The organism is Aminobacter anthyllidis, from assembly GCF_018555685.1.
GTDB lineage: Bacteria > Pseudomonadota > Alphaproteobacteria > Rhizobiales > Rhizobiaceae > Aminobacter > Aminobacter anthyllidis.
This window is the reverse complement of sequence record NZ_JAFLWW010000002.1, coordinates 559,638-584,022: the sequence shown is the minus strand read 5'-3', so window position 1 is coordinate 584,022 and position 24,385 is coordinate 559,638. Positions and strand designations below refer to the sequence as shown.

The 24,385-nt window shown below is 65.1% G+C and carries 24 protein-coding genes; 17 read left to right on the top strand and 7 right to left on the bottom strand.

Annotated elements, in window-relative coordinates; genetic code table 11:
- The first annotated feature begins 2 nt into the window (after nucleotides 1–2).
- From J1C56_RS32810 to J1C56_RS07925, 5 genes are read left to right on the top strand one after another with little or no spacing between them, the layout of a single operon-like run.
- Nucleotides 3–833 carry an ABC transporter ATP-binding protein gene (locus tag J1C56_RS32810; protein WP_246591213.1) on the top strand — a complete coding sequence of 277 codons (831 nt, stop codon included), beginning with the start codon at nucleotides 3–5 and terminating at the stop codon, nucleotides 831–833.
- Entirely contained in the window at nucleotides 826–1,647 is an 822-nt protein-coding gene (locus tag J1C56_RS32805) for an ATP-binding cassette domain-containing protein (RefSeq protein ID WP_246591212.1), read from the top strand. Before J1C56_RS32810 ends, J1C56_RS32805 begins: the two co-directional genes overlap by 8 nt.
- Nucleotides 1,640–3,133 (top strand): amidohydrolase family protein, encoded by a 1,494-nt coding sequence (locus J1C56_RS07935; RefSeq protein WP_246591211.1) that lies wholly within the window; start codon nucleotides 1,640–1,642, stop codon nucleotides 3,131–3,133. Before J1C56_RS32805 ends, J1C56_RS07935 begins: the two co-directional genes overlap by 8 nt.
- Complete coding sequence (locus tag J1C56_RS33425) at nucleotides 3,130–4,038, top strand: CobW family GTP-binding protein (RefSeq protein ID WP_214387673.1); 909 nt, start codon at nucleotides 3,130–3,132, stop codon at nucleotides 4,036–4,038. Before J1C56_RS07935 ends, J1C56_RS33425 begins: the two co-directional genes overlap by 4 nt.
- Before the next feature lie 23 nt (nucleotides 4,039–4,061).
- Nucleotides 4,062–5,510, top strand: coding sequence for a M81 family metallopeptidase (locus J1C56_RS07925; protein WP_214387671.1), 1,449 nt, complete (start codon nucleotides 4,062–4,064; stop codon nucleotides 5,508–5,510).
- Nucleotides 5,511–5,649: 139 nt separating this feature from the next.
- Here the strand turns inward: J1C56_RS07925 and J1C56_RS07920 are convergent, their stop codons facing one another.
- Together J1C56_RS07920 and J1C56_RS07915 are read right to left on the bottom strand one after the other, a co-directional pair.
- On the bottom strand, nucleotides 5,650–6,147 hold the full coding sequence (locus tag J1C56_RS07920; protein ID WP_214387669.1) for a peptide deformylase: 498 nt from the start codon (nucleotides 6,145–6,147) through the stop codon (nucleotides 5,650–5,652).
- A gap of 98 nt (nucleotides 6,148–6,245) precedes the next feature.
- Nucleotides 6,246–6,683: an Lrp/AsnC family transcriptional regulator gene (locus tag J1C56_RS07915; protein WP_067964726.1), complete on the bottom strand. Its 438-nt coding sequence runs from the start codon at nucleotides 6,681–6,683 to the stop codon at nucleotides 6,246–6,248.
- Nucleotides 6,684–6,813: 130 nt separating this feature from the next.
- On the opposite strand from J1C56_RS07915, the gene J1C56_RS07910 reads away from it, so the two are divergent.
- From J1C56_RS07910 to J1C56_RS07895, 4 genes are all read left to right on the top strand, one after another.
- Nucleotides 6,814–9,864, top strand: a complete 3,051-nt coding sequence (locus J1C56_RS07910; protein WP_214387667.1) for an aminotransferase class III-fold pyridoxal phosphate-dependent enzyme — start codon at nucleotides 6,814–6,816, stop codon at nucleotides 9,862–9,864.
- 121 nt (nucleotides 9,865–9,985) lie between these two features.
- Nucleotides 9,986–10,999: an amino acid ABC transporter substrate-binding protein gene (locus tag J1C56_RS07905; RefSeq protein WP_214387665.1), complete on the top strand. Its 1,014-nt coding sequence runs from the start codon at nucleotides 9,986–9,988 to the stop codon at nucleotides 10,997–10,999.
- Nucleotides 11,000–11,134: 135 nt separating this feature from the next.
- A complete protein-coding gene (locus tag J1C56_RS07900) occupies nucleotides 11,135–11,716 on the top strand; it encodes an NUDIX domain-containing protein (RefSeq protein WP_214387663.1) in 582 nt (193 codons plus the stop codon).
- A 400-nt stretch (nucleotides 11,717–12,116) separates the two neighbouring features.
- Nucleotides 12,117–12,641 carry a 2'-5' RNA ligase family protein gene (locus J1C56_RS07895; protein ID WP_214387661.1) on the top strand — a complete coding sequence of 175 codons (525 nt, stop codon included), beginning with the start codon at nucleotides 12,117–12,119 and terminating at the stop codon, nucleotides 12,639–12,641.
- Here J1C56_RS07895 and J1C56_RS07890 read toward each other — a convergent pair.
- From J1C56_RS07890 to J1C56_RS07880, 3 genes are all read right to left on the bottom strand, one after another.
- Entirely contained in the window at nucleotides 12,638–14,086 is a 1,449-nt protein-coding gene (locus J1C56_RS07890) for an amidohydrolase family protein (protein ID WP_214387659.1), read from the bottom strand. The two genes, J1C56_RS07895 and J1C56_RS07890, sit on opposite strands and share 4 nt — an antisense overlap.
- Before the next feature lie 49 nt (nucleotides 14,087–14,135).
- The gene (locus tag J1C56_RS07885; RefSeq protein WP_214387657.1) at nucleotides 14,136–14,825 is read right to left on the bottom strand and encodes a GntR family transcriptional regulator; all 690 of its coding nucleotides are present in this window, start codon (nucleotides 14,823–14,825) and stop codon (nucleotides 14,136–14,138) included.
- Nucleotides 14,826–15,219: 394 nt separating this feature from the next.
- Nucleotides 15,220–15,663, bottom strand: coding sequence for a MarR family winged helix-turn-helix transcriptional regulator (locus J1C56_RS07880; RefSeq protein WP_214387655.1), 444 nt, complete (start codon nucleotides 15,661–15,663; stop codon nucleotides 15,220–15,222).
- 169 nt (nucleotides 15,664–15,832) lie between these two features.
- Between J1C56_RS07880 and J1C56_RS07875 the strand changes: the two genes are divergently transcribed.
- From J1C56_RS07875 to J1C56_RS07850, 6 genes are all read left to right on the top strand, one after another.
- Nucleotides 15,833–16,771, top strand: coding sequence for a LysR family transcriptional regulator (locus J1C56_RS07875; RefSeq protein WP_214387653.1), 939 nt, complete (start codon nucleotides 15,833–15,835; stop codon nucleotides 16,769–16,771).
- A gap of 125 nt (nucleotides 16,772–16,896) precedes the next feature.
- Nucleotides 16,897–18,168, top strand: a complete 1,272-nt coding sequence (locus J1C56_RS07870; protein ID WP_214387650.1) for a Coenzyme F420 hydrogenase/dehydrogenase, beta subunit C-terminal domain — start codon at nucleotides 16,897–16,899, stop codon at nucleotides 18,166–18,168.
- Between the two features lie 24 nt (nucleotides 18,169–18,192).
- Complete coding sequence (locus tag J1C56_RS07865) at nucleotides 18,193–19,413, top strand: aminotransferase-like domain-containing protein (protein WP_214387648.1); 1,221 nt, start codon at nucleotides 18,193–18,195, stop codon at nucleotides 19,411–19,413.
- Nucleotides 19,410–20,279 carry an SMP-30/gluconolactonase/LRE family protein gene (locus J1C56_RS07860; protein WP_214387646.1) on the top strand — a complete coding sequence of 290 codons (870 nt, stop codon included), beginning with the start codon at nucleotides 19,410–19,412 and terminating at the stop codon, nucleotides 20,277–20,279. Before J1C56_RS07865 ends, J1C56_RS07860 begins: the two co-directional genes overlap by 4 nt.
- A complete protein-coding gene (locus J1C56_RS07855; protein ID WP_214387645.1) occupies nucleotides 20,276–20,689 on the top strand; it encodes a RidA family protein in 414 nt (137 codons plus the stop codon). The genes J1C56_RS07860 and J1C56_RS07855 overlap by 4 nt, the downstream gene beginning before the upstream one ends.
- 69 nt (nucleotides 20,690–20,758) lie before the next feature.
- Nucleotides 20,759–21,109, top strand: coding sequence for an ArsC family reductase (locus J1C56_RS07850; RefSeq protein WP_214387643.1), 351 nt, complete (start codon nucleotides 20,759–20,761; stop codon nucleotides 21,107–21,109).
- Between the two features lie 42 nt (nucleotides 21,110–21,151).
- On the opposite strand, the gene J1C56_RS07845 is transcribed toward J1C56_RS07850, so the two are convergent.
- The gene (locus J1C56_RS07845; protein ID WP_214387641.1) at nucleotides 21,152–22,048 is read right to left on the bottom strand and encodes a LysR substrate-binding domain-containing protein; all 897 of its coding nucleotides are present in this window, start codon (nucleotides 22,046–22,048) and stop codon (nucleotides 21,152–21,154) included.
- A 115-nt stretch (nucleotides 22,049–22,163) separates the two neighbouring features.
- Here J1C56_RS07845 and J1C56_RS07840 point away from each other — a divergent pair, with 115 nt between their 5' ends.
- The gene (locus tag J1C56_RS07840; RefSeq protein ID WP_214387639.1) at nucleotides 22,164–22,367 is read left to right on the top strand and encodes a hypothetical protein; all 204 of its coding nucleotides are present in this window, start codon (nucleotides 22,164–22,166) and stop codon (nucleotides 22,365–22,367) included.
- Here J1C56_RS07840 and J1C56_RS07835 read toward each other — a convergent pair.
- Nucleotides 22,364–22,768 carry an MAPEG family protein gene (locus J1C56_RS07835; protein WP_214387637.1) on the bottom strand — a complete coding sequence of 135 codons (405 nt, stop codon included), beginning with the start codon at nucleotides 22,766–22,768 and terminating at the stop codon, nucleotides 22,364–22,366. The genes J1C56_RS07840 and J1C56_RS07835 overlap by 4 nt on opposite strands.
- 171 nt (nucleotides 22,769–22,939) lie before the next feature.
- On the opposite strand from J1C56_RS07835, the gene sbmA reads away from it, so the two are divergent.
- The gene (sbmA, locus tag J1C56_RS07830; protein ID WP_214387635.1) at nucleotides 22,940–24,217 is read left to right on the top strand and encodes a peptide antibiotic transporter SbmA; all 1,278 of its coding nucleotides are present in this window, start codon (nucleotides 22,940–22,942) and stop codon (nucleotides 24,215–24,217) included.
- The last annotated feature ends 168 nt before the right edge of the window (nucleotides 24,218–24,385 follow it).

Genomic DNA, 24,385 nt, shown 5'->3' with positions numbered 1-24,385 from the left:
TCATGACAGCCTCTGCCTTGTTGTCGGTTCGCGACCTGACCGTCGACTACCCCAGCCGCCACGGCCCGGTCCGCGCCGTCAACGGCGTCAGCTTTTCCGTCGCACCGGGTTCGGTGCTTGGCGTTGTCGGTGAAAGCGGCTCGGGCAAGTCTTCGATCGGCTATGCGCTGATGCGGCTGACCGATGCCTCGCACGCCACCCTGGGTGGCGCGGTCACTTTCGAAGGCCGCGACCTGCTTGCCTTGTCTGGCCGCGACTGGCGCAAGCTGCGCGGCAACCGGATCGCCATGGTGTTCCAGGATGCAATGGCGACGCTGAACCCGGTCATGCGTGTTGGCGACCAGATCGGCGAGGTGTTCCGTTTCCATCGCCCCGACATGTCGCGCCGCGCGATCCGCTCAGCCAGCCTCGACCTGCTCGAACGCGTCGGCATCCAGGAAGCTTCGCGCCGCATCGATGCCTACCCGCATCAATTGTCGGGTGGCATGCGCCAGCGCGTGGTTATCGCCGCCGCGATCGCGCTCAAGCCGGCTCTGCTGATCGCCGACGAGCCGACCACGGCACTAGATGTCACCGTGCAGGCGCAGATCCTGCGGCTGATGCAGGAACTGAGCCGCGAGCAGGGCACGGCGATGATCCTGATCAGCCACGATCTCGATGTCGTCAGCGATGTCTGCGAGGATGTCGTGGTGATGAAGGACGGCGTCATCGTCGAGGCCGGTCATGTCGATGATGTGCTGAGCCGTCCCAGGCATGCCTACACGCTTCAATTGCTCAACGCGCGGCCGAGCTTCGGCGCCGGTCACATGCAAAGTGAGGTGAGCCATGGCTGATGAGGCGCTGCTCGAGGTGCGCGGGCTGGTCCGCCATTTCACCCTGTCGGGCCGGCTGTTTGAGAAGTCGCGCCAGCTGACGGCGGTCAACGATGTCAGCTTCTCCATCAAGCGCGGGGAGGCTTTCGGGCTTGTCGGTGAAAGCGGTTCGGGCAAGTCGACAATCGGCCGCATCATCGCCCGGCTGACCGAGCCGAGCGCCGGATCGGTCAGCTTCGACGGCGAGGATTGGCTCGCTTTGCGCGGCAGGGCGCTGCGCGACAAGCGCCGCGACGTCCAGATGGTGTTCCAGAGCCCTTATGCCTCCCTCGATCCGCGCTGGCGGGTGCGCGACATCCTGGCCGAGCCGCTCAAATCCTACACCGACCTCAAGGGTTCGAACCTGACGGCGCGCGCGGCCGAGCTGATGGAGCAGGTCGGCCTCAATCCGGACTGGCTCGACCGTTTCCCGCATCAGTTCTCCGGCGGCCAGCGCCAGCGCATCGCTATCGCCCGCGCATTGGCCTCCGGGCCGAAGCTTTTGATCGCCGACGAGCCGGTCTCGGCACTCGACGTTTCCAGCCAGGCGCAGGTGCTGCAACTGCTGCGCAAGATCTGCACCGAGCAGGGCCTGGCGATGCTGTTCATCTCGCACGACCTGTCGGTTGTCGATCACCTTTGCCAGCGCGTTGGCGTGTTGAACCGTGGCGTGCTGGAGGAGGTTGGCCCGACGTCAGAGATTTTCCGCACCCCAAAGTCCGACTACACCCGCCGGCTGATCGATGCCGTTCCTGGCAAGAAGCGCCGCGCTGCCGAAAGGGTCGTCCATGCATGACATCTTGATCAAAGGTGGGCGCGTCGTCGACCCCGAGACCGGCCGCGACGAGATTACCGACATCGCCATATCGGGCGACAAGATTGCTGCCATCGGTGCCGGTCTTGGCCCGGCACACAAGGTGGTCGACGCCGAGGGGCTGATCGTGGCACCCGGTTTCATCGACTTGCACGCCCATGGTCAGTCCGTGCCTGCTGATCGCATGCAGGCCTTCGATGGCGTGACCACCGCGCTCGAACTGGAAGTCGGCGCCTTGCCGGTCGGCGGCTGGTATGGGGCGCAGGCCAACACCGCGCGCCTGCTCAACTACGGCACAGCTTCCGCCTGGGTCTTCGCCCGCAAGGCGGTGATGATCGGGCTGGAACTTAAGTCAGGCGAAGCGCCGATCACGGTCATGGGGCGCGGCTTCGACGACCCGCGCTGGTCGACCGATGCCGCCACCGAAGCACAGGCAAACGAGATCGTTGCGCTCACCCGCAAGGGCATCGAGGAAGGGGCGCTTGGCATCGGTATCCCCGCCGGCTACGCGCCCGGCGCCGGCGCCAAGGAAATGAGCCTGATCTGCGATCTGGCCGCCGAGACCGACACGCCGACCTATACCCACATCGCGCAGATGTCGAACATCGACCCCAAGAGCTCGATCGAGGCTTATGTCACGCTGATCGGCCTCGCCGGCGCCACCGGCGCGCATATGCACATCTGCCATCTCAACTCGACAAGCCTGCAGGACGTCGAGCGCGCGGCGGCGATCATCGCCAGGGCGCAGGCGCAAGGGCTCAGGATAACCACCGAGGCCTATCCCTATGGCACCGGCTCGACGGTCGTCAGCGCCGGCTTCTTCGTCGATCCGGCATTTTCCGCCCGCACCGGCACCGGCTACGACGCGATCGAGCTTGTCACCACGCACCGCCGCCTCGACGGTATCGACGACCTCAAGCAGGTCCGCCAGGCCGATCCCTCGGCTCTTGTGCTCTGGCACTTCCTCGACACCGAGGACAATCCGCGCCACCGCGCGCTGCTCGATGTCTCGGTGATGTATCCGGGAGGCGCCATCGCCTCCGATGCGATGCCGTGGAGCCAGCCGGACGGCACGCCGTATGAGGGCAACGAATGGCCGCTCGGACCCGACAAGACCGCGCACCCCCGATCCTCTGGTACCTTCACCCGCTTCCTGCGCCAGTGGGTGCGCGAGCGCGATGCGATCCCGCTCGTCGAGGCGATCGCCAAGTGCACGCTCATTCCAGCCCGGATCGTCGAGAGCTGCGCGCCGCTGTTTCAGCGCAAGGGCCGGCTGCAGCCAGGCTGCGATGCCGACATCGTGGCCTTCGATCTCGCAACGATCGCCGACCGCGCTACCTTCGCCGAGATGAACCTGCCGGCCGAAGGCATGCGCCACGTGCTGGTCAACGGCCAGGTGGTGATTTCGGACGGCGTCCTCGACCGCGCCGCAGCCCCCGGGCGCCCCATCAGGCGAGGTGACGCGTGAGCGTTCCTGTCCTCGTCGTCACCGGCTTTCTGGGCGCCGGCAAGACGACGTTCATCAACCAGCTTCTGCAACGGTCCGAAGGCCGGCGCATCAGCGCCATCGTCAACGACTTTGGCGCCATCAATATCGATGCGGAGCTGATCGCCGACGCGGCCGACACTGTCGTCGGACTGAAGAACGGCTGCATCTGCTGCTCGCTGCAGGGCGACCTGCTGCGGACGCTCAAGCTCGTGCTCTCCCAGCCCGCCAAGCCCGACCACATCGTCATCGAAGCATCAGGGGTCGCCGACCCGCGCGGCATCACCGAAACGCTGATGGACCCGATCCTGTGGCACGACATCCGCCTCGATGCGGTTGTCGCCGTCGTCGATGCCGACGAGGTCGCGGCCAATCCCGGTCGCCTGCGCGACGAGTTGTGGCGCGCCCAGGTCGAGGCGGCCGACTTCATAGCGCTGTCCAAGACCGGACTGAGCGAAAGCTCGGGCGAGGCCCTGCGAGCCGAGCTTGTCTGGCTCAACAAGACGCTTGTCTTCGAGACCGACGGCGATGCCATGCCGATCGAGGCACTGCTTGTCGCAGATCGGCCGCCGGCCCAGACCGGCCAGGCGAAGGTCGGCGCTTCGCGCTTCACCTCGATCGAATGGCAATCGGCGGCCCCGGTTTCGCTCGACCGCTTCCAGGCCGCCATCGACCGGCTCGCGCCCAAGCTCATCCGCGCCAAGGGCATCGTCAATTTCATCGAGCGGCCCGGACAGAGCTTCCTGCTGCAGATGGTCGGTCGGCGTGCCACCTTGCAGCCGTTTCCGAAGTTCGAGCCCGATTGCCGCCTGGTCCTGATCGGCGAGGCGGCTGTCATCGACACCGAGACGGCGCATGCCCGGCTCTCCGAAATCTTCACCTCATAACCCGCAAGCGGAGTCGTCCCATCATGCGTGTGTTCAGTGCCGTCCTTGCGACCGAGACCAATACATTCTCGCCCATCCCCACCGGCCTGACCGCCTTCGTCAGTGGCGGCGACTATTATCCCGCCGGCGAGCATCCCGATCACATGACGCTTTATGGCGGTCAGCTGTGGGCGGCGCGCGAGCGTGGCCGCCGCGAGGGCTGGACCCTGTTCGAAGGCCTCAGCGCCTCGGCCGAACCGGGCGGAACCACCACCCGCCATGCCTATGAGACGCTGCGCGACCAGCTGCTCGGCGACCTGCGCGCCGTCCTGCCCGTCGACATGGTGCTGATGTCGCTGCACGGCGCCATGGTCGCCGACGGCTATGACGATTGCGAAGGCGATATCCTCGCCCGCATCCGCGAGATCGTTGGCCCCGACACTGTCGTTGGCTGCGAGCTCGACCCGCATTGCCACATGACTTCAGAGATGATCGACAATGTCGACATCCTTTTGACCTACAAGGAATACCCCCACACCGACGTCTATGAATGCGGCGTGCAGCTCGTCGATCTCTGCCACCGCATCGCCACGGGCGAGATCAAGCCGAAGGCAGCGCTTGTCGACACCGGCATGGTCACCTTCATCCGCACCACCACCGAACCCGGCCTGTCGATCATCGCCGGCATCCGTGCCATGGAGCAGAAGGACAAGGTGCTGTCGGTATCGATCGCGCAAGGTTTTCCCTGGGCCGACGTGCCCGAAATGGGAACGCGCGTGGTGGTCTACACCGACGACAACCAGGATCTGGCACAGTCGCTGGCGCAGCGGCTGGCCAATGATCTCTACGCCATGCGCGCCGAGATCGTGCCGCCCATGCCCGGCGTCGACGAGGCGCTTGACCAGGCACTTGCCGTGCCGGCAGGTACGGTTGTCATCGCCGACACGGCTGACAATGCCGGCGGCGGTGCCGCCAGCGACTCGACCTTCTTCCTCGCCCGCATGATCGAGCGCGGCATCAGCGACGCCGTCATCGGTCCGCTGTGGGACCCGATCGCCGTGCGCCTTGTCTTCGAGGCCGGCGAGGGCGCCGTGCTGCCGCTGCGCGTCGGCGGCAAGGTCGGCCCGCGCTCCGGCAATCCGGTCGACGTCACCTGCCGGGTCGTGGCACTCAAGCGCGGCCTGGTGATGACCGGCCTCGGCGGTGTTCCCTCGCCGATGGGCGATTGCGCCTTGGTCGACTGCGGCGGCGTCCAGGTGCTGCTGGCCTCTGAGAGGTCGCAGGCGATCGACACCGACCTCTTCACCGGCATCGGCTGCGACCTCGGCGAGAAAAGAATCGTGGTGGTGAAGTCGACCCAGCACTTCCGCGCGTCCTATGAGAAGGTCGCCACGGAGGTCATCTATGCCGCGACGGAGGGCACAGTCACCTCCAACCTCGCCAGCCTCCCCTACACCAGGATCAAGCTGCCGAAATGGCCGGTGACCGCTTAGGCCCGGCACGCTGGCGAGAACATCGGATAGGCCCGGCGCCCCGGCCGGGACCTAGGATATGCGCGACGCATCGGCTCGGACATAGGCACCGACCTTACTATGCCGCCGACCTTGTCGGGCCGTCTTAGGTCGTGCGCTTCTAGGCCCGCAGCAGCTTCTCGTAGCGCTTGACCAGCCGGTCCCGTTTCAGCTTTGACAGCCGCTGGATCCAGAACATGCCGTCGAGCTGGTCGATCTCGTGCTGATGGCAGACGGCGAGCAGGCCCTCCGCCTCCTCGGTGCGTTCAGTGCCGTCGATATCCTGATAGGTGATACGCACCCGCGCGTGCCGCCTGATCTCGTCGGTGACGCCCGGCATCGACACGCTGCCTTCGGTATGCAGGATCGTCTCCTCAGATGCCCAGAGTATCCGCGGATTGACGTAGGTTCGCGCACTGCCCGGGCCTTCGAGCTGAAGCACCACCACCCGCCTGCCGATGCCGATATGCGGCGCAGTGATGCCGATGCCGGGCGCCGCGCGCATCGTGTCGAGCAGGTCCGCCGCGAGGTCGCGCAGGCCTTGGTCAAAGACGGTGACAGGCTCGGCGACGATACGCAGGCGAGGGTCTGGAAATCTCACGAGTGCTCGGATCGCCATGTCTGCCCTCTGCCTCGGCCTGTCGTTGATGTCGCATATAGCGAAAGTGGTCACCCTTCCAGCGCGGAGCGGTGGCCACCCGTGCTGGCGCCCGCCGCTTACTCCCGCCGCTCGATGTCCCGGCGCAGCACGATCAGCGTCGTCAGGTCCTGCACGCTCGGGTGCGTGGCGATGATGTCGCGCAGCGTGTTGAGGCGGTCGATCGACGGCACTTCGACCTCGACCATCAGGTCGAGCTGGCCGGTCACCGATGACACCCGCCGCACCTCCGAGTAACGCGCCAGCTGGTCGAGCACCCCCATCGACGGCGTCGACACCAGCGTCACCATCAGGAAGGCCGAAACCAGGTTCGAATCCATCTGGCCGATATCGGCGCGATAGCCGCGGATGACGCCGCTCTTTTCCAGCGCAGCGACCCGTTCGCTGGTGGCGCTTCGCGACAGCCCGATGCGGCCGGCCAGCGTCTTCAGCGGGATGCGGGCCTCCTTCGAAAGAATGCCCAGAATGTCCCTGTCCTTGGCGTCGAGTTCCTTCATCGCCGGGTTCCGATCGGTGCCGTTAAAGTGCCGGTCCATGCAGTCATAGTGCCGGTGCAACCGACGCTTTGCCGGATGCCCGATTTTTCGGCCCGTGCCAAGCTCCAATCACAGCAATTCCGGATAGCACATGACCGACGTGACCCACCCCGCGCCCGCATTCTCCTTTGGCGAAGCCGCCGACCTGGCTTCGGGCCGGTTCGGCGTCGGCGGCCGCGTCACAGCCCTCGACAGCGAACGCGACCAGAACTTCAAGCTTTCGGCCGACGATGGCGCGCAGTGGATCCTCAAGATCGTCAATGCCAGCGAGCCTGCCAGCGAAAGCGAATTCCAGGTCGCCTTGCTCGATCACCTCGCGCGCTCAGGCGTCGCCGCACCCCGCCTGAAGCTGTCCGCCGACGGCGCGGCGCTGGCGGAAGCCACCGGTGCCACAGGCGAGCGCCACGCGCTGCGGCTTGTGTCATGGCTGCCCGGCCTGCCTCTGGCCGAGGCGGCGCGGACCGCGGCACTTCTCGAAAACCTTGGCCGCGCCCTTGGCCGGCTCGACGGCGCGCTGCAGGGCTTCATCCATCCCGGCGCCTTGCGTTCGTTCGACTGGGACATCCGCCAGGCCGGTGCCGCGCGCCAGCGCCTGCACCATGTCCCCGATGTCGCGGATCGCGCCCTTCTGCGCGGCCTGCTCGATCATTTCGATGCGGAGGTCGCCCCTCGTCTGGCCGGCTTGCGCGCCCAGGTCATCCACAACGACGCCAATGACTGGAACGTCCTTGTCGACGAGGACAACCACGAGCGCATCGCCGGCATCATCGATTTCGGCGACGCGCTCTATTCGCCCCTGATCGCCGAAGTGGCTGTCGCCTGCGCCTATTCGATACTCGACGTCGAGGACCCGATCGGTGCCGCCGCCACCTTGGCCGCTGGCTTCCACGCCGAGTACCCGCTGCGCGAAGAAGAACTCGACGTCCTGTTTGACCTCATCGCCATGCGCCTGGTTATCTCGGTCACGCTTTCGGCGCAGCGCAAGGAAAAGACCGGCGACAATCCCTATCTCGCCATATCGGAGGCGCCGGCCTGGCGGCTGCTGCGCCGGCTCAGTGCGATGAACCGCCGTTTCGCCACCGCCATCCTGCGCCACGCCTGCGGTTTCGACGCCGTATCAGGAGCCAGCGCCATCGCCAGTTGGATTGGCGCCAACCGCAAGAGCCTCGCGCCGATCCTCGATCGCCATCCGGCGACGCTGGTCAAGGCGCTGGTGCCCTATGGCGACCCGGCCCATCCGATGACCGTCACTTCGGCTGGCCAGCAGCCCGACAAGGCCACCGCCTGGTGGGATGCCTGGTGCACCGAGCACGGCATCGAGCTCGGCATTGGCCCATGGGGCGAGGCACGCACGGTATACACCTCCGATATCTTCTGGTCGCGTTTCGTCGAAGGCGCTCGCCGGGTGCATCACCTCGGTCTCGACCTGTTCATGCCTGCAGGCACAAGGGTTTTCACCCCGCTCGCCGCCACCGTCAAAAGCGTCGAGATCGAGGAGGACCCGCTGGGCTATGGCTGCCTGATCGCGCTTGAACACACGCCCAAGGGCTGCCCGCCCTTCGTCACGCTCTGGGGCCACATGGCACACGAGGCGATGGCGCGCCTGCAGCCGGGACAGAAGCTCGAAGCCGGTGCGCTCGTCGGTGAAATGGGCGTACCCGCCGAAAACGGCGGCTGGGCGCCGCACCTGCATTTCCAGATCTCGGCGGACCCCGAACTTGCCGCCCGCGACATCCTCGGCGTCGGCGAGGCGCGTTATCTCGATGTCTGGCGCGAGCTGTTCCAGGATGCGGCCACACTTGCCGGCATCCCGCCCGAAACCTTCGTCCAGACCGGCCGCACGCGTCCCGAAATCGTTGCCGCGCGGAAAAACTCGCTGCTGCCCAACCTGTCGATCTCCTATTCCGAGCCGATCAAGTTCGTCCGCGGCGAGGGCGCCTGGCTGATCGACGATCGTGGCCGCGCCTATCTCGACTGCTTCAACAATGTCTGCCACCTCGGCCACGCCCACCCCGACGTCGTCGAGGCCATCGCTCGCCAGGCGGCGAAACTCAACACCAACACGCGCTACCTGCACGACGCCATCGTCACCTATGCCGAGCGGCTGACGGCAACCTTGCCCGATGGGCTGTCGGTCGCCTCCTTCGCCTGTTCGGGCAGCGAGGCCAATTCGCTCGCGCTGCGCATGTCGCGCACCTTGACCGGCAGCAACGACGCGCTGGTGCTCGACTGGGCCTATCACGGCACCACACAGGAGCTGATCGACCTCAGCCCCTACAAATACAAGCGCAAGGGCGGCAAGGGCCGTCCGGCCCATGTCTTCGAGGCGACCATCCCGGACAGCTATCGCGCGCCGGCTGAATGGCCGGTCGAGGAGCATGCCAGGCGCTTCGCCGAAAGCATCGCCGAGCAGATCGAGACGATGCGCAAACAGGGCCGCGCGCCGGCCTTCTTCATCGCCGAATCCATCCCCAGCGTCGCCGGCCAGGTCTTCCTGCCTGAGGGTTACCTGAAAGAAGTCTACGCCATAGTCCGCGCCGCCGGCGGCTTCTGCATCGCCGACGAGGTCCAGGTCGGCTTCGGCCGTGTCGGCAGCCACTGGTGGGCCTTCGAGACGCAAGGCGTTACCCCCGACATCGTCACCATGGGCAAGCCCATCGGCAATGGCCACCCCATGTCGGCACTGGTCACCACGCGCGAGATCGCCGACCGCTTCAACAACGGCATGGAGTATTTCAACACCTTCGCTGGCAACCCGGTGTCGTGCGCGGCCGGCCTCGCCGTGCTCGACGTCATCGAGCGCGACCGGCTGCGCGACAACGCCGCCAAGATCGGCGCCTACCTCGTCGCCCGCTTCAGGGAGATGCAGGCGCGCTACGATGTCATCGGTGACGTCAGGGGGCAGGGCCTGTTTCTCGGCATCGAACTGGTCACCGACCGTAAGACCAAGCAGCCGGCCACGGCATTCGCCCGCAAGGTCAATGACGGAGCCAGGGCGCGCGGCGTTTTGATCGGCACCGAGGGCCCACACGACAACGTGCTCAAGATGCGTCCGCCGATGATCTTCAGCCGTGCCGATGCCGACCATCTGGTTGGCGTGCTTGAGGAGACCTTCGCCGCGGTATCAGCCGAAGGCGCGTAGCAGCAGAACCGCGCGGGCACATCGCGCGGAGGGAATTAACGACAGGGGAATTCACCAACTTCCGGCGTTCATGCGCCGGCGGCAGAAAGAGGCTTTGCCTCGAAACACCAGGGAGGAAGACATGAGGAAAATCTGTGCCACCGCACTTCTGCTCGGATCGGCAGCCATCGCCATGCCTGCGGCAGCCGACACGCTCGACATCGTCAAGCAGCGCGACAAGGTCACTTGCGGCGTCAGCCAGGGTGTCGCTGGCTTCTCGGCGCCCGACGACGCCGGCAAATGGTCCGGCTTCGACATCGACTTCTGCCGCGCGGTCGCGGCCGCCGTGCTCGGTGATCCGGACAAGGTCAGCTACGTGCCCTTGTCCACCAAGGAGCGCTTCACCGCGCTGCAGTCCGGCGGCGTCGACGTGCTGTCGCGCCAGACCACCTGGACGCTGTCGCGCGATTCCAGCCTCGGCATCCGCTTCGTCGGCACCGCCTATTATGACGGCCAGGGCTTCATGGTGCGCAAGGAACTCGGCGTCGACAGCGCCCTCAAGCTCGACGGCGCCACCGTCTGCACCGAACAGGGCACCACCACCGAGCAGAACGTCGCGGACTACTTCTCCGCCCACAAGATGAAGTACGAGCCGGTGGTCATCGATTCCGCCGACGGCATCATCAAGGCCTTCGACGGCGGCCGCTGCGACGTCTACACCACCGATGCCTCGGCACTTTACGCGCAGCGCCTCAAGCTCACCGATCCGGCCGCCTATGTCGTCCTGCCCGAGATCATCTCCAAGGAGCCTCTCGGGCCCGCCGTCCGCCAGGGCGAGGACAAGTGGTTCAACATCGTCCGCTGGACGCTGTTCGCGCTGCTCGAGGCCGAGGAGCTCGGCATCACCAAGGACAACGCCGAAGCCGGCCTGACCTCGGAAAATCCGGCGATCAAGCGCTTCCTGGGTGCTGAGGGCGATAGCGGCCAGCAGCTCGGCCTCGACCCGCGCTGGAGCTACAACATCATCTCCAAGGTCGGCAATTTCGGCGAGATGTTCGAGCGCAACCTCGGCCAGTCGAGCGACCTCAAGATCGACCGTGGCATCAACGCGCTGTGGAACGCCGGCGGCCTGATGTACGCCCCGCCGGTGCGCTGACCTCTAATGTCGGGGCCGCGCGTTAGCGTGGCCCCACTTCCCCAAGGGGCTTTCTAGTCGCGCTTCGGCGCGGCCCCGGCTATGCTGCACCGCAAGATTCCCGACTTGTCCTGTCGGGCAGCATAAGGTGGGTTGATGAGCATTGCCGATCGCGTCCGCGTCAAGGATGTCAAAGTCCTCTCCGATGACTGGTACCTGCTGAAGAAGACGGTGTTCGAATACCGCCGCAACGATGGCGAGTGGCAGGTCCAGAGCCGCGAGACCTACGATCGCGGCAACGGCGCCACCATCCTGCTCTACGATCCTACGCGCCGAACTGTTGTTCTCGTGAAGCAGTTTCGCTACCCGGCTTTCGTCAGCGGCTACGACGATTTTCTCATCGAAACGCCGGCCGGCCTGCTCGACAATGCCAGCCCCGAAGAACGCATCCGGGCCGAGACCGAGGAGGAAACCGGCTTTCGCGTTCGCGACGTGCGCCGCGTCTTTGAGGCGTTCATGAGCCCCGGTGCCGTCACCGAGCGGATCTATTTCTTCGTCGGCCGCTACGAACCTTCCGACCGCATCTCCGATGGCGGTGGCCATGAAGGCGAGGGCGAGGACATCGAGGTGCTCGAAGTCGGCATCGACGAGGCTCTGGCCATGGTCGCCGACGGCCGCATCTGCGACGCCAAGACCATCATGCTGCTGCAATACGCGGCTCTGCACCTGTTCCGCTGAGCGGAGAGGTCGGGCGTCGGGGCTGGGGGCGCTCGTCTTGGCGGCGGCTCCTGTACACATGCCGGTGCGACTCAGGCCTCCCAGTTCGCCCCGAGAATTATCGAGGCTCGCTTTGGAAGCCGTACGCTCATCCGCACCGATGGCCCGTCCCAGACAGCTGTCGAGAAGGAAAGTTCAAGCCATTCCCGCCTTAAGCGCGCGGGCGCTGCCCCCGCGATAGCGAATTCGCTCGGCCTGTACTGTCGGTGTTGCACGAACAGGATCGCAAGCTTATTGTGTTCTTGTTCTGTTCTATATCCGAGAGAAGTGCATGTCGGAACAGCTGCGGTTCAACTTTGGAACGACTTCGCTTGGCACGCGGCCGCCCGTACGAAAGCGATCGCCGCCAGGAAAGCCTGACATGCTGATGTTTCGCTTGTATCCGGGACAGGACGTACCAATCGCGGCGGTAGTGGATCGTACCCGCCGCGCCTACGGTCTGACGGCAAAGCCTTGTGATGCGGACCAGCGGCATGTCTCGCTGCTGTCGATCGGCAGCGATGAGGGAGTGACCCGCCAACTGATCGAGGATGCGGCCGCGGCGGCGGCGCAGGTCAGGTCGCCGGCCTTCGACCTCGCATTCGACCGTATCGTCAGTTTCCGCAACGGCCGGCCGAAACCGTTGGTGCTGCTATGCGGCGAAGGTGCCAACAGGGTGGTAGAACTGGTGAGCGGGATCGCCGAGGCCTTGAATGGTTTCGGCTTCGGAATTCACCTTCGTGCTGGCTTCGTGCCTCATTGCACCGTTCTCCGTGACGATAGGCTTGTCCCCGAAGTCAGCCTCAACCGGCCGATCCTTTCCCGCATGCGGGAATTCCATCTGGAGCACAGCACAAACGGCGGTCGTCTGCGCTTGCGGATCGGCCGCTGGCCGCTGCTTGCCTAGCTTGCCGGCAGCGGCTGGCGGGCGTTGCGCCAGAAATCCTGCGGTTCCTCCAGCAGGTGCGTCAGCCCGACGCGCTCGAAGGCCAGCGCTGCCTGTTCGGCGGCATCTGCGAGGATGTTGTCGGCGTCAAGATGGTCGGTCTTGCGGCCGCGCATCAGCACCTTGCCGTTGACGATGACGGTGTCGACATCGGCGGCGTTGGCGAAATGGGCGATGCGCGTCACCGGCATGACCGGCGGGTAGAGATGTGGCTTGCGCATGTCGACGAGCACGATGTCGGCCTTCTTGCCAACTTCCAGCGAGCCGAGCTCGCGTTCCAGGCCCATTGCTCGCGCGGCGTCGATGGTCGCCATCTCCAGCGTCTTGCCGGGCGGCAGATAGGCCGGGTCGCGGAAATGGCGGCGGTGGTAGTGCATGCACTGCGCCATGTGGCGGAACATGTCGTAGCCGCGGTCGGGCGCCGCCGCGTCCGAGCCAAGGCAGACATTGATGCCGGCCTCGATCAGCTCCGGCACCGGGCATCGGCCATAGACCGACATGATGGCGCTCGGATTGTGGATGATCGACGCGCCCGTCTCCTTGAGCGCTGCGAAATCATCCTCGGTGAGGTCGACGCTGTGACCCAGCAGGGCGAACTCACCGAGGACACCAAGATCGCGCGCCAGCGCGATCGAACCGTCGCGATGGCCGTCCTGGGTGAACAGCACATCCTTGCGACGGCGCAGATCCATCACCGCTTCGCCCATTTCGACGACCTGCCGGCGGGCATCGGGATCGGCCACCTGGGCGGCGTAGTAGACGGGCATGACGAGGCACACGCCGGTACCGCGGCCAAGCACGTCGTTCCACCGATCGATCAGGATTTCGCTGACCTCGAGCTGGCGCTCGAACGTGACCGTCACATCATTGGACTGTCCGGTCTCCGAAAAATGGCGATAGCTGCGCGGGAAGGGCGGCCGGCCCGGACCCACCGTCATGAAGGTGCGCAGGCCGGCTTCGGCCGTCGCCCCGCTATGCGCGTCGCCAAAGGCCGGATCGTCGGTGCGGTAGATGTCGGCGCCGCCGCCAAGCAGCGTCATGCCAGTGGTGATGCCGCCGCGCAGCCGCTCGAGCTGGGTCATGCGCGCTTCGGCGCGCCAGAATGCCGGCGTCGAGCCGCGCGCATAGATCTCCTCGCAGGCGTCGAACCAGGTGTCGAGGCCGGCACCGGCATTGCGCACCAGCCCGTGGCCTGCATGCGAATGGCTGTCGATCAGCCCGGGCATCGCCACCATGCCGTTACAGTCGATGATTTCCCTGGCATCGGCCGGCTCGGCGTCGCCTTCGCTGCCGATGGCGCTGATGCGGTCGCCGGTGACGGCAATCCAGGCGCGCTCGATCACCCGGCGTTCCGCATCGACGGTCACCGCGGTCACGTTGCGCACGAGGATGTCTGGCGGCGTCATGGCTTATGCTTTCCCGTCGGTGGGCTTCAGGTCATGTTCCTGCAAGGAACTAGAGCCCGAGAATGTCTTCCAGGTCGCGCGCGACCACGCGGTCGCTTTCGAGGTCGAGCTGGTTTTCGATATGGGCGAGGTGATGGTGCATGACGGCGAGCGCCTTCTTGGCGTCGCGCGCGGTGATGCTCTGCATGATCGCCGCATGTTCGTCGGGGCCGCAGCTCTGGATTTCCTTCTGCTGGTACATCGCCATGATCAGCGATGTCCGCGAGACCAGGTCGCGCAGCAGCGAGGCGAGGATCTGCGACCGCGCCAGTTCGGCGATCAGCATGTGGAATGCGCCTGACAGGCGGATGGCGCCGGCGTCGTCGCCGCTCTGGTGCGCCTTGCGCTCCTGGTCGACATGCTCACCCAGCTTGGCGATGCCGTCGGCGTCGATCGTCGCGCACAGCCGCTCGACAAGCCGTTCCTCGATGGTGCGGCGGGCGAAGAACACGTCGCGCGCTTCCTCGATCGACGGCTTGGATACGAAGGCACCGCGGTTTGGAACCAGTGTGATCAGCCCGTCGCGAGCCAAATTCTGCAGAACCTGGCGAATGCGCGCCCGGCTGGCGGAAAATATCTCGGAGAGCTGCTCTTCCTTGAGCCGCGTGCCCGGGCCAACCTGGCGCTCCGCGATGGCATTCCAGATCTTTTCGTAGATCTCCTGATCGGTGGCGTGCCGCTTCCCGGCCTCAGCGTCCATCCAACCCTCCTCCCAAGTGGGCCCAAACTGCTGCCCGCACCCTATTGAATCTCAAATCGGGCACAAGTCAACAAATTTGTCGACAAAGATTGTAGACAATAATTGGACGCGATGTCAGCAATGAACGCATCGAGCCTAGGAGGCCCTGCCGATGGAAGGCGCAGGCCCAAGGTTCTCAGGCGGGAGGCGTTGCAGGAAGCGCCTTCAACCACCCGTCCGCTGAGTTCGCGGCCGTCTCGGCCGATGGCTCCGCATTGGTGTCGATGCTGACCACCACCGTACGAATGGAGCCGGTGCGGCTGGCGCCTGCCCGGTACCGCGGCGTCGGCCTGCTCCGGCTTTGCGTCTCGTCGCGCGGCGCGTCTGGATCTGCTGGTTGCTGCATCGCGGCCACTTAGTCCTCGGCGGCCTCGCCGATGTTTCGGCTCAGAATGGCGAGCACGCGCGTCGCGCTCTCGATGTCGGCGTCGTCGACGCCGGCCAGCACCTGGCCGCGCAGTTCGGCGACATAGGCGATCATGCTGTCGGCCTCGCGCCTGGCAATCGGCGTCAGGAAAATCCGCTTGGCGCGGCGATCGTCGTCGGTGGTGCAGCGAACCACCAACCCCTTCTTCTCCAGCCCGTCGATAAGGCCGACAAGCGACGGCTGCTCGATATGCATCTGCTCGGCCAGTTCGGCCTGCGTCTTGCCCTCGCATTCGGCGATCTGCATCATCAGCCGGGCGCGTGCCAGCGTCAGCCCGCGCTTCTTCACCCGGGCGTCGAACATCGTCCTGAGCTTGCGGTTGACCTTCAAGAGCTCGTCGAAAAATGCGCTCTTCAGTTCATCGGCGCTCATTTTGCTCCCCTATCTGTTAGTATAGATATCATTAGGTACCTATGTAATTTATGCCAAGGCCTTCCGCAAGGGCCGGCGTCTAGTCCCTTCGGACGAGGCCGATGCTGACCTGACGAGACGTAATGGCCGTTTCGCCGAGGAGCTGCCGGGGCAGAGGAGGAGTGACGCGATGGTCTTGCGCAATCTGGCCAAGCTCGACCTCAACCTCCTCCACGTCTTCGAGGCAGTCTACGCCGAGGCAAGCATCACACGCGCCGCCGAAACGCTCAACGTCACCCAGCCAGCGGTTTCGAACAGCCTTGCGCGCTTGCGCGACATCTTCGGCGACCAATTGTTTGTCCGGGCCCGGCAAGGGGTGGCGCCGACGCCGCTGGCCGAAACCCTGATCGGCCCGGTCAGGGAGGCGCTGACGGCGCTTGATCGCACCCTTGCGCGGCACGAGCGCTTCGACCCGGTCGTCTCTGAGCGCGTCGTCTGCTTCAGCATGAGCGACTACGCCGAAGCCGTCGTGCTGGCGCCGTTCGTCGGCGTGCTCAACCGTCTCGGCTCGACGCTGAGCGTCCGCAATCACTTCATGTCGGAGCGCAGCCTGTTTTCCGGGCTGGCGTCGGGCGAGATCGATTTCGCCGTCGAGTCGCATCCGCTCGCCGAGCCGGGTTTCGGGCAGCGCCTGTTGTTCAGCGACGAATTCGTCTGCGTCATGCGCAAGGACCATCCGGCCTTGACCGGGCCGCTGACCATCGAGCGCTATCTGGCGCTGAAGCACCTCCACATCTCCAACCGTCCACGGGTCGCAAACCTCGTCGACGGTGCCTTGGCGCGTCTCAGGCACAAGCGCCAGGTGACGGTTCATGTCGAACACTGCCTCGCCGCCGGGGCGATCCTGTCAAGCAGCGACCTGTGTCTCACCATCCCCACGTCCTTTGTCCGCCATTTCCTGGGTGCTGGCGCGTTCATCGCCGTGCCACGCCCGTTCCGCATGCCGCCGCTGCAGACCTGGCTTTACTGGCACCCCTCGTCGGAGGGCAGCCCTGCTCATGACTGGGTCCGTAACGTGCTTGACGATTGCTTCCCGCTGCCCGTGGCCGGTCAGGATCATTTCGGCTGATGTCGCTCATTCGCAATGGCAATTTGCCCAGCCTGACATCGCCGGCCTACAACAATGTCCAACACCACAGATCGAACAAATGTCGCTGGGGCGCGGTCGCGAGGCCGCCGCCGGGAGGATAGCGCATGCGTGTTGCCGAGCGGGTAGAGGATGTCGTCGAGCGTGGCCTGTGCACCGGCTGCGGCGCCTGCGCGAGCCTGCTGGGCAACGATGTGCTCGGCATGGACCTTTCCCCGCAAGGCTTCATGCGGCCCCGCCGGCTGCGCCCGCTCAACAATGCCGAACAAAGTGCTGTCATGCAGGTCTGCACCGGAAGGCGGCAACCTGGCCCCGTGCCCGATGCGGCCGCTCCGCACCGCATCTTCGGGCCCATCCTGCATCTGGCCAAGGGCCACGCGACGGACCGGGAGATCCGTTTCAAGAGCGCCACCGGCGGCGTGCTGACGGCGCTCGCGGTCTATCTCGTCGAAAGCGGCGAGGTCGACGGCATCCTTCAGGTCGGTGTCTCCGCCAACAATCCGCTGGAGAACGAAGTCCGCTTCAACACTACCCGTGACGAGATCGTGGCTTGTGCCGGCTCACGCTACGGGCCGACAGCGCCGCTCAGGGACATAAGTGCCGCGCTCGACAGCGGCAGACGCTTCGCCTTCATCGGCAAGCCCTGCGATGTCGCGACGCTGCGCAACCTCGCGCGTGTCGATCCGCGCGTCGAATTGCAGATCCCCTACATGCTGGCGATGTTCTGCGGCGGCAATCCGAGCATCGCCGCCACCTACAACATCGTGCGCCGTTTCGGCGAAGATCACCGCGATGTCGCGGAGTTCCGCTATCGCGGCCATGGCTGGCCCGGTCCCACCTATCTCCGCACCCGGCAGGGCAAGGAGCACAGCCAGACCTACGACGAGACCTGGTTCTCCAACCTCACCTACGAGCTGATGTTCCGCTGCAAGATCTGCGCCGACGGTACAGGCGAGCATGCCGATGTCGTCGCCGGCGACTGCTGGGTCATGGACAGTGGCAAGCCGAGCCATCGCGAGGCCGGCGACGGCTGGAACATGCACATCGCCCGCACCGATCGCGGCAGGCAGTTGGTCGAGGACGCGGTCGTGGCCGGCTATCTCCACGAGGAGCCGTTCACGGTCGCCGAGCTTGAGGCCATGCACGACGACCACGGCACCAAGAAGCGGTCCGTCCTGTGGCGGCTTGCTGGCCTGGTACTGACGGCCCAGCCGTTTCCCGACCATGGCGCGCTGCGGGTCGTGCAGGCCGGCCTTGCCGCCAGCTGGCGCGAACGCTGGACGGCCCTCCGCGGCACGCTCGCCCGCTCGCTCAAGCGCCGCAACCGCGAGAGCCCTGTTACCTCGGGCACCTTCGCCCCGGACACCACGACAAGCTGAAAACAACAATCCAAGGAGGAAACCATGTCTGTCGATCATCTCCGCGCCACGCTCTCCGGCTCAGGACCCGCCCTGTTTTTCCCCGATCCCGAGGTTCCGGCGATCTTCAACTTCGACCAGGGCCTTGCCGCGCCCGAGACCTTCCCGACCGAGGATCTGGTCCGTCTCGCCCGCAAGGCGCTCGACGAGCACGGCGCCAAGGTGCTCGACTATTTCGATCCTGCAACCGGCTATGAGGAGCTGGTGTTCGGCTTCAAGGGCCTGCGCAAGGAGATCGCCGACCGCATCGAGCGCACCCAGGGCAAGCAGCTCGGCACCTCAGGTGTCATCCTGACCTCCGGCTCGGTGCAGGGCATCGCGCTCGCCGCCAACGGCTACGTCAACCCGGGCGACGTCGTCGTTGCCGAGGCCGCGTCCTTCCCCTATGCGCTGCGCTTCATGCAGATGGCCGGCGGCGACCTGCGCACGGTGCCGGTCGACGATCACGGCATGGACATCGACGCGCTCGAAACCCTGCTCAACAAGGTCAAGGCCGAGGGCAAGAAGGTCAAGGTCGTCTACACAATCCCGACCTTCCAGACGCCGACCTGCACCGAAATGTCGGTGCCGCGCCGCCACCAGCTCTTGAAGCTTGCCAGGGAACACGACTTCCTCATCATCGAGGACAATGTCTATGGCGACCTGCGCTTCGCCGGCGAGGAACTGCCGACGCTGCTCAGCCTCGACACCGGCGACCGCGTCATCCAGTGCGGCAGCTTCTCCAAGATCGTCGCACCCGCGCTTCGTCTCGGCTGGATCGCCGGCCCGGCTGCCGCCATCGAACCCATCGCCGCCGTGCGCCAGGACCTCGGTGTCGGTCAGTGGCATGCGCGCGTCATGACCTCGTTCATCGCCGACGGCCTGCTCGAGGATCACATCGCCGAGGTCAACAAGGTCTACAAGAGCAAGGCCGAGACGGCGGCGCGCGCCGTGCGCGACTATTGCGGCAACTACGTCACCTTCCGCATGCCGCAGGGCTCGTTCTATCTCTGGCTCGAGATCGACGAACGCGTCGACTGGCAGCGCGCGGCCGAAATGTCTGCCAAGGAGGGCATCTTCTTCCGCCCCGGTGAGCGCTTCATGGGCGAGACCGACGGCCGCCAGTTCCTGCGCCTCGCCTACAGCCACGTCAGCGAAGACATCATCGAACGCGGCATCAAGAAGCTCGGCGAAATCCTCAGCGCCTGCGCCCGGGTTCCTGCATGACCCAGGCTTCCGGCATGACGCATTCGGTTCGCACGATCGCGGGGGGATTTGTCTATCCCGAATGCCCCCGCTGGCGCGACGGGCAACTGTGGTTCGCCGACCAGCACGACGGCCTCGTCCATGTGCTGGGTGGCGCCGGCACGCGCCGCGACAGCTTCGCCGTTCCGGGCGGCCCATCCGGCATGGGCTGGTTGCCCGATGGCGACCTGCTGGTCGTGTCGATGAACGACCGCAAGCTGTTTAGGCGGAGCCGCGACGGCAAGCTCGTGCTCCACGCCGATCTCGCCGGCGTCCACCCGTTCCACTCCAACGACATGGTCGTGGACGGCGAGGGCCGCGCCTATGTCGGCAATATCGGCTTCGACTTCTACGCCGGCCAGCCGCCGGCGCCGACGGTGCTGGCGATGGTCACGCCGGATGGCGAGGTCAGCATCGCCGCAGACGGCCTGATGTGCCCCAATGGCACTGTCATCTCGCCCGATGGCCGCACGTTGATCATTGCCGAATCGATGGCGGCGCGTCTTACGGCCTTCGACATCGGCGCGGATGGCCACCTCTCCAACCGCCGGCTGTTCGCGGCCGTCGACGGCCATGTGCCCGACGGCATCTGCCTCGATGCCGAAGGTCATGTTTGGGCGGCCTCGCCCTACGAGAAGACGGTGCTGCGCATCGGCCCGGCGGGTGAGATCGTCGATCGGGTCGTCATCCCTGATGCCAGCCCCTATGCCTGCATGCTCGGCGGAGCCGACGGCCGCGACCTGTTCATCTGTGTTGCCCCGCACCACGATCCTGAAGTCACCACCAAACTGAGGGGAGGGCGGATCGACGTGATCATAGCCCCCGCACCGGGAGCCGGACAGCCATGAGCGAAGCCTGCAACGTCGAACGCTTCAACCCGCCAGGCATGGCCTTTCCCGGCATGAGCCAGGCCGTCGGCTGCGGCGACTTCGTGCTCGTCTCGGGGCAGGTGGCGCTCAAGGACCGGCAGATCGTCTGCCCGGGCGATCCCGCCGGGCAGGCCGAGCAGGTGTTCCGCAACATCGAGGCGGTGCTGGCCGAGGCAGGTCTGACGCTCGGCCATGTCGTGTCGCTGCGCTGCTTCCTGACCAGCCCGGATGCCTACCAGGCCTATGCCTCGGTCAAGACCCGCATCTTCGCCGCCAACCCGCCGGCCGCCAGCGCCATGGTCGTGACAGCCCTCGTCATGCCCGAGATCCTGGTCGAGGTCGAGGCGGTCGCCTGGCGCCACGCGCTTGCCAAAACGGGCGCGGTGTAGAACCTAGCCGCTACCTGAAACTGGCCGAGTCGGGTCCGCCCGGCCGGCCGCGCTTGCGGAGGCCCGGTCTTGTCCATCACCATGTACGGCATCAAGAACTGCGACACGATCAAGAAGGCCCGGACTTGGCTTGAAGGCCACGGCGTTGACTACGACTTCCACGACTACAAGGCCGCTGGCATCGACCGCAAAAGCCTGGAGAGCTGGGTCAAGGAATTCGGCTGGGAAACCGTGCTCAACCGCGCCGGCACCACCTTCAAGAAGCTGCCCGACGCGGACAAGCAAGACCTCGACGCCGACAAGGCCATCGCTTTGATGCTCGCCCAGCCCTCGATGATCAAGCGTCCGATGCTCGACCTTGGCAGCCGCCGCGTCGTCGGCTTCAAGCCGGAGGCCTACGAGGCGGCATTTCCGGGCTGACAATGCCCGGGCTGACAATGCCCGGGCCGACCAACTGACAGACTAGCTGGCGCGCGTGCCGAACCGCGCCATTGTCGTCGCTACCTCCTCGCGCAGCCATGTCGAAAAATCGCGCACCTTGCGGCCCGGTCGCTCCAGCTTCGAACTGACCATGTAGTAGCCGAGCCCGCTGGCCACCGTGATGCCGAACGGCGCCACCAGCCGCCCGTCGGCCAGCGCGTCCGCAGACAACAGCTGCCACGCCAGCGCCACGCCCTGTCCGGCCACCGCCGCGTCGATGCCGAGGATCGGGTCGGTGAAGGAAGGCCCCGCCGGCTGCACCGGAAACGGCTTTTGCAAGCCGGCCGCTTCGAACCAGCGCTCCCAGCTGATCATCGTGCTCTCGTCGGCGATGACGGGCAGACGCGCCAAATCGGCCGGCTGCTTCAGCTGCGCGGCAAGTGCTGGCGCGCAGACCGGAAACACCTCCTGCGCCAGCAGCAGCTCGGCGCGCACGCCTGGCCATGTGCCGTCGCCCATGCGGATCGCCAGGTCGACGTCGGAGTGGTCGAGATCGACGAGCCCGGTCGAGGCGTCGATCCTCAGCTTGATCTCGGGATGGCGCTGGTTGAAGCGACTGAGCCGTTGCACCAAAAAGCGCGAGGCGAAGGCGGGCGCCACCGACACCACCAGAACGTTCGAGTTTGTCTCGTCGGCCAGCGCCATCGCGCGCGCCAGTTCCTGGAAGCCGGTCGTCAGCCGCGCGCAGAACTCCGCCCCGAAGGCGGTCAGCGCCAGCCCCGCGCCGGTGCGCTGGAAGATGGCGCGGCCCAGCTGCGCTTCTGTCCGGCTGATCTGCTGGCTCACCGCGCTGGCCGAGACGCCCAGCTCCTCTGCCGCCTTGACCAGCGAGCCGCAGCGCGCCACGCTCTCCACCGCGCGGAAGCCGTTGAGATGCACGCGATTGAGCGCATCACTTGAGATTTTCTAAACTCCGTCCGCGACATTCTTGATTGTAGAGTGAGTGTTTGTAGCGAAAATAGTGCGAAAGGATCAATGCTTCAGGAGAAGTCAGATGAAGATTTTCTCAAGCCTTTCCAATCTGCTTCAGGGCCAGCGCGACAGCCGCGGCATCGACACCGAGCGTTTTCTCACCTGGCTGCGCGATCCGCTCTCCCACCCTGATATCGAGCGCATGGATGCACGCGAGCTCGGCGACCTGCCGCTAGGCAGTGGCTTTGCACGAGCCCTGCCGGTGCCCGGCGAGTGCCGTGCCTAGAGCAGCAACACGGCCTGGCCGAGCACGCCAATAGCCGCCGCCGCCAGCGTCACCACGCTGAGCCCGAAGCCCGTCGCGCGCTGCCATTGCGCCGCCTGCTCATGGGTGAAGTGCCAGGCGTGAACCGCGCGGCCGAAGGTGAAAGCCGCGCCCAGCACGTGGATCGCGATCGCAGGCGCCCCAAGCGCCGCGCCAAACCCCAGCAGCACTAGCATCACTGGAATGTTTTCGATCGCGTTGGCATGGCCGCGCATCGTCCGGCCGAGACGCGCTACGCCGCCGTCGCCGATCAGCACCATGTGCTTGCGCCTGACCCGCGCTGTCGCCAGCGTCAGCCACACAAGGATCAGGGCGTTGAGCGCGGCATAAAGTGATGCTGCCGCATATGCTGGCTGGTCCATGTCGTCCCCGAACTGCGCAAATGACCAAACTGTAATATTCCGGTGCGGAAAATCGCCACGATCCGGCACGCATTGCCATAACCGGCCGCCGCAGGGGATTCCCTTGTGCCACGAAGTGTGACTTCATGCGGCCAACTGGCAATGCCCCGTCTCCGAAAGGAACCCGGAACCGTGTTCATATCCTTCTTCCCGCAGCCGAAGCTGTTCTTCACCTCGGCGGTTCTCTGGACCCTTGCTGCCGTACTGTTCTGGTTCTTCGGGGGCGAACAATTGGGGGCCGTCTTCGGCATGCCTCCGGCGCCAGCCGGTATTCCGCCGATACTCGGAATCCGGATATTCTTGTCAGCCCCGTTCCTTTGGTTCTACATCTATTTTGGGTTTTTGGTTGCGGTCTTCTACGCGTTTTGGGCTTGGTATTCGCCGCATCCCTGGCAGCGTTGGTCGATCCTGGGATCGTCGGCAATCCTTTTTTCCACTTACACCTCTGTTCAGCTCTATGTTGCGCTCAACACATGGCGTGGACCTTTTTACGATCTTTTCCAGAAGGCGATATCGACCGCCGGGTCAGTAACGCCAGGCGAGCTTTACGACCTCTTCTGGGTCTTTGCCGGAATCGCCTTCTTCTCGGTTTCCCTGTTCGTGGTTACTCGCTTCTTCGTCAGTCACTACATCTTCCGGTGGCGTACCGCGATGAACGACTACTACATGGCCAATTGGCCGAAGCTGCGCCATATCGAGGGAGCTTCCCAGCGTGTTCAGGAAGACACGATGCGCTTCTCGACGACGCTTGAGGGCTTAGGTGTTGCCTTCGTCGATTCTGCAATGACGCTGATTGCCTTCTTGCCACTGCTGGCCCAGCTATCCACGCATGTCACTGCGCTGCCTATCGTTGGCCAGATACCTTACTCGCTTGTCTTCGCCGCGATCTTCTGGTCGCTCTTTGGCACCATCTTGCTGATGGTCTTCGGCATCAAGCTACCGGGTCTCGAATTCAAGAACCAGCGCGTTGAGGCTGCCTATCGAAAGGAACTGGTCTATGGCGAAGATCATGAAGACCGCGCCCAGCCGCCTACCGTGGCTGAACTGTTTGCGAACGTCCGGCGTAACTATTTCAACCTCTATTTTCATTACGCTTATTTCAATGTCATTCGCTCTGGTTACCTTCAGGCGGATGCTGTCTTTTCAAGTCTCATTCTCATTCCTACCATCGCTGCGGGTAAGATAACGCTTGGAATCTGGCAGCAGATATCGACGGCCTTTAGCCAGGTCAGCTCTTCATTCCAGTACCTTGTCAGCGCCTGGCCGACGATTGTTGAGCTAATCTCGATCTACAAGCGCCTGCGCGCCTTCGAAGCTACACTATCGGGCGAGGCGCTACCCGATATCGACCGGCGTTATCTCGAACGCGAAAAGGGCGGCCTGAAGCCGGAAGATCAGCCGGTAGCGTGATTGCGAGATGCAACGCTGACGACGCCCTCCCCCTTGTGGGGAGGGGTATGGGGGGTACTGCAGGCGGATATGCCGCCGCATCTTGCATAAGGTCCTCGCCAACCGAAAGCTGGCAAGTACCCCCACCCTCTATCCCTCCCCACAAGGGGGAGGGGGCGTCAGCGTCCC

Bases quoted from the DNA above. Each gene is read 5' to 3' on its own strand.
- J1C56_RS32810 (WP_246591213.1), top strand. From the start codon at position 3: ATGACAGCCTCTGCCTTGTTGTCGGTTCGCGACCTGACCGTCGACTAC.
- J1C56_RS32805 (WP_246591212.1), top strand. From the start codon at position 826: ATGGCTGATGAGGCGCTGCTCGAGGTGCGCGGGCTGGTCCGCCATTTC.
- J1C56_RS07935 (WP_246591211.1), top strand. From the start codon at position 1,640: ATGCATGACATCTTGATCAAAGGTGGGCGCGTCGTCGACCCCGAGACC.
- J1C56_RS07925 (WP_214387671.1), top strand. From the start codon at position 4,062: ATGCGTGTGTTCAGTGCCGTCCTTGCGACCGAGACCAATACATTCTCG.
- J1C56_RS07920 (WP_214387669.1), bottom strand. From the start codon at position 6,147: ATGGCGATCCGAGCACTCGTGAGATTTCCAGACCCTCGCCTGCGTATC.
- J1C56_RS07915 (WP_067964726.1), bottom strand. From the start codon at position 6,683: ATGAAGGAACTCGACGCCAAGGACAGGGACATTCTGGGCATTCTTTCG.
- J1C56_RS07910 (WP_214387667.1), top strand. From the start codon at position 6,814: ATGACCGACGTGACCCACCCCGCGCCCGCATTCTCCTTTGGCGAAGCC.
- J1C56_RS07905 (WP_214387665.1), top strand. From the start codon at position 9,986: ATGAGGAAAATCTGTGCCACCGCACTTCTGCTCGGATCGGCAGCCATC.
- J1C56_RS07900 (WP_214387663.1), top strand. From the start codon at position 11,135: ATGAGCATTGCCGATCGCGTCCGCGTCAAGGATGTCAAAGTCCTCTCC.
- J1C56_RS07895 (WP_214387661.1), top strand. From the start codon at position 12,117: ATGCTGATGTTTCGCTTGTATCCGGGACAGGACGTACCAATCGCGGCG.
- J1C56_RS07890 (WP_214387659.1), bottom strand. From the start codon at position 14,086: ATGACGCCGCCAGACATCCTCGTGCGCAACGTGACCGCGGTGACCGTC.
- J1C56_RS07885 (WP_214387657.1), bottom strand. From the start codon at position 14,825: ATGGACGCTGAGGCCGGGAAGCGGCACGCCACCGATCAGGAGATCTAC.
- J1C56_RS07880 (WP_214387655.1), bottom strand. From the start codon at position 15,663: ATGAGCGCCGATGAACTGAAGAGCGCATTTTTCGACGAGCTCTTGAAG.
- J1C56_RS07875 (WP_214387653.1), top strand. From the start codon at position 15,833: ATGGTCTTGCGCAATCTGGCCAAGCTCGACCTCAACCTCCTCCACGTC.
- J1C56_RS07870 (WP_214387650.1), top strand. From the start codon at position 16,897: ATGCGTGTTGCCGAGCGGGTAGAGGATGTCGTCGAGCGTGGCCTGTGC.
- J1C56_RS07865 (WP_214387648.1), top strand. From the start codon at position 18,193: ATGTCTGTCGATCATCTCCGCGCCACGCTCTCCGGCTCAGGACCCGCC.
- J1C56_RS07860 (WP_214387646.1), top strand. From the start codon at position 19,410: ATGACCCAGGCTTCCGGCATGACGCATTCGGTTCGCACGATCGCGGGG.
- J1C56_RS07855 (WP_214387645.1), top strand. From the start codon at position 20,276: ATGAGCGAAGCCTGCAACGTCGAACGCTTCAACCCGCCAGGCATGGCC.
- J1C56_RS07840 (WP_214387639.1), top strand. From the start codon at position 22,164: ATGAAGATTTTCTCAAGCCTTTCCAATCTGCTTCAGGGCCAGCGCGAC.
- J1C56_RS07835 (WP_214387637.1), bottom strand. From the start codon at position 22,768: ATGGACCAGCCAGCATATGCGGCAGCATCACTTTATGCCGCGCTCAAC.